This window comes from Sphingomonas sp. PP-F2F-G114-C0414 (genome assembly GCF_003688595.1).
GTDB lineage: Bacteria > Pseudomonadota > Alphaproteobacteria > Sphingomonadales > Sphingomonadaceae > Sphingomonas.
In genome coordinates this window covers 1-5,944 of sequence record NZ_RCWT01000006.1, presented here as the reverse complement: position 1 = coordinate 5,944, position 5,944 = coordinate 1, and the positions used below count along the sequence as shown (strand labels likewise).

General features: G+C 54.1%; 1 protein-coding gene, 3 tRNA genes and 3 rRNA genes. All 7 read right to left on the bottom strand.

Annotated features, from left to right (window positions below; genetic code table 11):
* The 7 genes from C8J47_RS00730 to C8J47_RS00700 all read right to left on the bottom strand — a co-directional run bounded on the left by C8J47_RS00730 (position 1) and on the right by C8J47_RS00700 (position 5,640).
* Positions 1–77, bottom strand: a tRNA-Met gene (locus C8J47_RS00730).
* Positions 78–165: 88 nt separating this feature from the next.
* A 5S ribosomal RNA gene (gene rrf / locus C8J47_RS00725) occupies positions 166–280 on the bottom strand.
* Positions 281–498: 218 nt separating this feature from the next.
* Positions 499–3,294, bottom strand: a 23S ribosomal RNA gene (locus C8J47_RS00720).
* Between the two features lie 78 nt (positions 3,295–3,372).
* A complete protein-coding gene (locus tag C8J47_RS00715) occupies positions 3,373–3,576 on the bottom strand; it encodes a hypothetical protein (RefSeq protein WP_121884049.1) in 204 nt (67 codons plus the stop codon).
* A gap of 177 nt (positions 3,577–3,753) precedes the next feature.
* Positions 3,754–3,829 (bottom strand) — tRNA-Ala (locus tag C8J47_RS00710).
* A gap of 15 nt (positions 3,830–3,844) precedes the next feature.
* Positions 3,845–3,921, bottom strand: a tRNA-Ile gene (locus C8J47_RS00705).
* Positions 3,922–4,153: 232 nt separating this feature from the next.
* Positions 4,154–5,640: ribosomal RNA gene (locus tag C8J47_RS00700) — 16S ribosomal RNA — on the bottom strand.
* The 16S, 23S and 5S rRNA genes sit together here with 3 tRNA genes alongside, the layout of an rRNA operon.
* Positions 5,641–5,944 lie beyond the last annotated feature (304 nt).

Here is a 5,944-nt window from a genome sequence, read left to right as displayed (position 1 = left end):
TGGTTGCGGGGACAGGATTTGAACCTGTGACCTTCAGGTTATGAGCCTGACGAGCTACCGGGCTGCTCCACCCCGCGACGGCACGGCTATCGTGCGTTGGGTGTGTATGAGACGTTTGTGAATGGGTTTTGGATATGTGTGAATGCATGTTGCACGGGCTTCAATGCCTGGCGACGACCTACTCTTCCATCGCTTGAGCGATAGTACCATTGGCGCAGTCGGGTTTCACGGCCGAGTTCGGAATGGGATCGGGTGGGACACCGACGCTATAGCCACCAGGCAATGGAGCCGGTGCGACATGCGTACGCGTCATATCTGGGTCCCTCAGCGTTGCTTTGTAGCGTGGCTGAGGGTTTAAAATCGATACCGTGCAAGGTTAGTGGTATTTGTGACCAATCCCTCGACGGCGAGGGGATTGGCAATCTGGCGTCGTCTTAATCATCCGCACTATCGAATGGCTAGCTGGTTGCCCAGTGTTGTCATTGATGGTGTGAGACTCTCAAGCGCGAATAGAGCAATTAGTATCGGTTAGCTCCATGCGTTACCGCACTTCTACATCCGATCTATCAACGTCGTGGTCTCCGACGGCTCTATGAAATCTTATCTCGAGGGAGGCTTCCCGCTTAGATGCTTTCAGCGGTTATCCCGTCCATACATAGCTACCCAGCTGCGCTCCTGGCGGAACGACTGGTACACCAGAGGTATGTTCAACCCGGTCCTCTCGTACTAGGGTCAACTCCTCTCAAATTTCGACGCCCACGGCAGATAGGGACCAAACTGTCTCGCGACGTTCTGAACCCAGCTCACGTACCACTTTAATTGGCGAACAGCCAAACCCTTGGGACCTGCTCCAGCCCCAGGATGTGATGAGCCGACATCGAGGTGCCAAACAACCCCGTCGATATGAGCTCTTGGGGGTTATCAGCCTGTTATCCCCGGCGTACCTTTTATCCGTTGAGCGATGGCCCTTCCACGAGGGACCACCGGATCACTATGACCGACTTTCGTCTCTGCTCGACTTGTCAGTCTCGCAGTCAGGCGGGCTTATGCCATTGCACTCTAACAGACGGTTTCCGACCGTCCTGAGCCCACCATTGCGCGCCTCCGTTACTCTTTAGGAGGCGACCGCCCCAGTCAAACTACCCGCCACAGAGGGTCCCTGTTCCGGCTTACGGAACGAGGTTAGACATCAGAAACAAACAGGGTGGTATTTCACCTATGGCTCCACATCAGCTGGCGCCGATGCTTCAAAGCCTCCCACCTATGCTACACAGTTTCTTCCTAATGCCACTCTGAAGCTGCAGTAAAGGTGCACGGGGTCTTTCCGTCTAACCGCGGGTACTCCGCATCTTCACGGAGAATTCAATTTCGCTGAGCATGTCCTGGAGACAGTGGGGAAGTCGTTACGCCATTCGTGCAGGTCGGAACTTACCCGACAAGGAATTTCGCTACCTTAGGACCGTTATAGTTACGGCCGCCGTTTACCTGGGCTTCATTTCAGAGCTTGCACCCCTCCACTTAACCTTCAGGCACCGGGCAGGCGTCAGGCCCTATACGTCGTCTTGAAGCCGACTTAGCAGAGCCCTGTGTTTTTGCTAAACAGTCGCTACCCCCTGGCCTGTGCCCCCTCAAAGTGCTTGCGCATAGTGAGGGCCTCCTTCTTCCGAAGGTACGGAGGCAATTTGCCGAGTTCCTTCAGGACACTTCTCTCAAGCGCCTTGGTATACTCTACCTGACCACCTGTGTCGGTTTCGGGTACGGTCTATACGGTGGGGCTATTTCCTGGAACCATTTCGAAGCCATCCCAATCCGATAAGGGATGACAACACACATGATCCGTCACACACCACCAGGCCCACGAATATTAACGTGGTTCCCATCGACTACCCCCTTCGGGCTCGTCTTAGGGGCCGGCTCACCCTGCGCGGATTAGCCTTGCGCAGGAACCCTTGGTCTTTCGGCGAGAGGGCATCTCACCCTCTTTATCGCTACTCATGTCTGCATTCGCACTTCCGATACCTCCACGACCCATTACCAGATCGCTTCACAGGCTTACGGAACGCTCCGCTACCGCGTACCACATAAGTGGCACACCCTAAGCTTCGGCACGTATCTTGAGCCCCGTTACATCTTCGCCGCAGGACCTCTTGTTTAGACCAGTGAGCTGTTACGCTTTCTTTAAAGGATGGCTGCTTCTAAGCCAACCTCCTGGTTGTTTTGGAAGTCCCACATGCTTTCCCACTTAGATACGATTTGGGGGCCTTAGCTGTAGGTCAGGGCTGTTTCCCTTTTGACGACGGACCTTAGCACCCGCCGTCTGTCTCCCGCATATCACTCTTAGGTATTCGGAGTTTGGTTAGGTTTGGTAGATCTCGCGACCCCCTAGCCCATCCAGTGCTCTACCCCCTAAGGTGTTCGTGCGAGGCACTACCTCAATAGTTTTCGCGGAGAACCAGCTATTTCCCGGCTTGATTGGCCTTTCACCCCTAAACACAACTCATCCGGTAACTTTTCAACGTTAATCGGTTCGGACCTCCAGTGCATGTTACTGCACCTTCATCCTGGTCATGCCTAGATCGCCGGGTTTCGGGTCTAATACATCAAACTCTGGCGCCCTATTCAGACTCGCTTTCGCTGCGCCTACACCTATCGGCTTAAGCTTGCTTGATACATTAAGTCACAGACCCATTATGCAAGAGGTACGCTGTCAGGCCATAAAAGCCCTCCAACTGCTTGTAGGCAATCCGTTTCAGGTACTGTTTCACTCCCCTCATCGGGGTGCTTTTCACCTTTCCCTCACGGTACTAGTTCGCTATCGGTCACATACGAGTATTTAGGCTTGGAGGGTGGTCCCCCCATGTTCAGACAGAATTTCACGTGTTCCGCCCTACTCGAGTCCTGAATTCTCACTTTCGCATACGGGGCTGTCACCCGCTATGGCCGAACTTTCCAGATCGTTCTGCTAGTTGAAATTCAGGCACTGGCCTGGTCCGCGTTCGCTCGCCACTACTAACGGAATCTCGGTTGATGTCTTTTCCTCCAGCTACTGAGATGTTTCAGTTCGCCGGGTTCGCTTCACGAAGCCTATGTATTCAGCTAAGTGATACCTAACCTAATTAACTCTACCCCAGCATTGCTGCTCAAGTAGAATTAATCGGGATAGGTGGGTTTCCCCATTCGGAAATCGTCGGGTCAAAGCTTGCTCACAGCTCACCGACGCTTATCGCAGCGTGCCACGTCCTTCATCGCCTGTATGTGCCAAGGCATCCACGAATTGCCCTTACCTCACGCTTGAGAGTCCACACCACCAACGACATCACTGGGTGTCCTTTCGGATCACCAACTCGGCAGAGCAGTGCGCGTTGGCCTTTGTCAGGTGCGGATGATTATAATCTCAGCCAGATTATTTAGTATGATGATGTCGATATCTGGAGCCTCGAACCGCTCGTCCAGATCGTTGACGCCGAAGCGCTCACGAACTGCCGAAGCAATCCTCGTCTCCAAAATCGAGCACCTCACGGCATCGATTTTAAAAAACCCATTCACAATGTCAAATACGACGGGCGTGCCCGTCAATCACCGTGCTCTCGCACGGCGAACCGTTTCTCTTCATCTCTAGGTTATGCTGATGGTGCGTTGCCCGCGAGCCCGTCAGTCGCAGCGAAGCTGCGCCTTGTGGGCGCGCTTCTCGGCGCTGGCCGTTCTTGTCGAAGTGCGCGGCAGCTTTGCTGCCTCGTCTTTTCGACTGCGAAATGGTGGAGCCTATCGGGATCGAACCGATGACCTGATGCTTGCAAAGCAACCGCTCTCCCAGCTGAGCTAAGGCCCCAAACGCACTTGTGTGTGGTGGGCCTAGGTGGATTCGAACCACCGACCTCACCCTTATCAGGGGTGCGCTCTAACCAACTGAGCTACAGGCCCACACCCGCTGCGCCCGTCAGACGCAACAGAGCTGCACCCGATGGGCGCGCTTCGCGCGCTGGCCGAGCTTGCCCACAGCCAAGACAGCGGATGCTGTCTCGTCTTATGGACTAACCTAGTGATGAAGGGACATGAGGACGGCGGCTAATGTTCTTTGGAATGGAAGAAGCTCTTCCGACAGGGTGGCACCATAAGATGCGGGCCTGTCAGCGCTTTCTGCCGATATCCTTAGAAAGGAGGTGATCCAGCCGCAGGTTCCCCTACGGCTACCTTGTTACGACTTCACCCCAGTCGCTAAACCCACCGTGGTCGCCTGCCTCTCTTACGAGTTAGCGCAACGCCTTCGGGTGAATCCAACTCCCATGGTGTGACGGGCGGTGTGTACAAGGCCTGGGAACGTATTCACCGCGGCATGCTGATCCGCGATTACTAGCGATTCCGCCTTCATGCTCTCGAGTTGCAGAGAACAATCCGAACTGAGACGGCTTTTGGAGATTAGCTCACACTCGCGTGCTTGCTGCCCACTGTCACCGCCATTGTAGCACGTGTGTAGCCCAGCGCGTAAGGGCCATGAGGACTTGACGTCATCCCCACCTTCCTCCGGCTTATCACCGGCGGTTCCTTTAAAGTGCCCAACTAAATGATGGCAACTAAAGGCGAGGGTTGCGCTCGTTGCGGGACTTAACCCAACATCTCACGACACGAGCTGACGACAGCCATGCAGCACCTGTGTGCAGGTCCCCGAAGGGAAGAAATCCATCTCTGGAAGTCGTCCTGCCATGTCAAACGCTGGTAAGGTTCTGCGCGTTGCTTCGAATTAAACCACATGCTCCACCGCTTGTGCAGGCCCCCGTCAATTCATTTGAGTTTTAACCTTGCGGCCGTACTCCCCAGGCGGATAACTTAATGCGTTAGCTGCGCCACCCAAACACCAAGTGTCCGGACAGCTAGTTATCATCGTTTACGGCGTGGACTACCAGGGTATCTAATCCTGTTTGCTCCCCACGCTTTCGCACCTCAGCGTCAATACATGTCCAGTCAGCCGCCTTCGCCACTGGTGTTCTTCCGAATATCTACGAATTTCACCTCTACACTCGGAATTCCACTGACCTCTCCATGATTCAAGCGATGCAGTCTAAAAGGCAATTCCAGAGTTGAGCTCTGGGCTTTCACCTCTTACTTACAAAGCCGCCTACGTGCGCTTTACGCCCAGTAATTCCGAATAACGCTAGCTCCCTCCGTATTACCGCGGCTGCTGGCACGGAGTTAGCCGGAGCTTATTCTCCCGGTACTGTCATTATCATCCCGGGTAAAAGAGCTTTACAACCCTAAGGCCTTCATCACTCACGCGGCATTGCTGGATCAGGCTTTCGCCCATTGTCCAATATTCCCCACTGCTGCCTCCCGTAGGAGTCTGGGCCGTGTCTCAGTCCCAGTGTGGCTGATCATCCTCTCAGACCAGCTAAGGATCGTCGGCTTGGTGCGCCTTTACCACACCAACTACCTAATCCTACGCGGGCTCATCCCTCGGCGATAAATCTTTGGACTTACGTCATCATCCGGTATTAGCAGTCGTTTCCAACTGTTATTCCGAACCAAGGGGCAGATTCCCACGCGTTACGCACCCGTGCGCCACTAAGGCCGAAGCCTTCGTTCGACTTGCATGTGTTAGGCATGCCGCCAGCGTTCATTCTGAGCCATGATCAAACTCTCAAGTTTATGTCACCAGCCAATCGCAGTGGAATTCCACGATCAACCAGCTCATCTCAAGGAGCCGCTCTGCACAATATCTTTCAGACAATCGCCACAGTCCGAAAACCGCAACAATCGTCCATTACATATGGAATATGTGAAGGACATATGAGAACGACTTAGCTTTAAACGATTACCCGAACCCTTGAGGAGCCCGGAAACCGCAAGCCGCCGCCCACATGTCCCTTCATCTTAACCTACAATGTCAAAGAGCCGACAAAAATACCGACACTCGCATAACCTCCCTCTCGAGAAGCTTGGAGCATCTGGT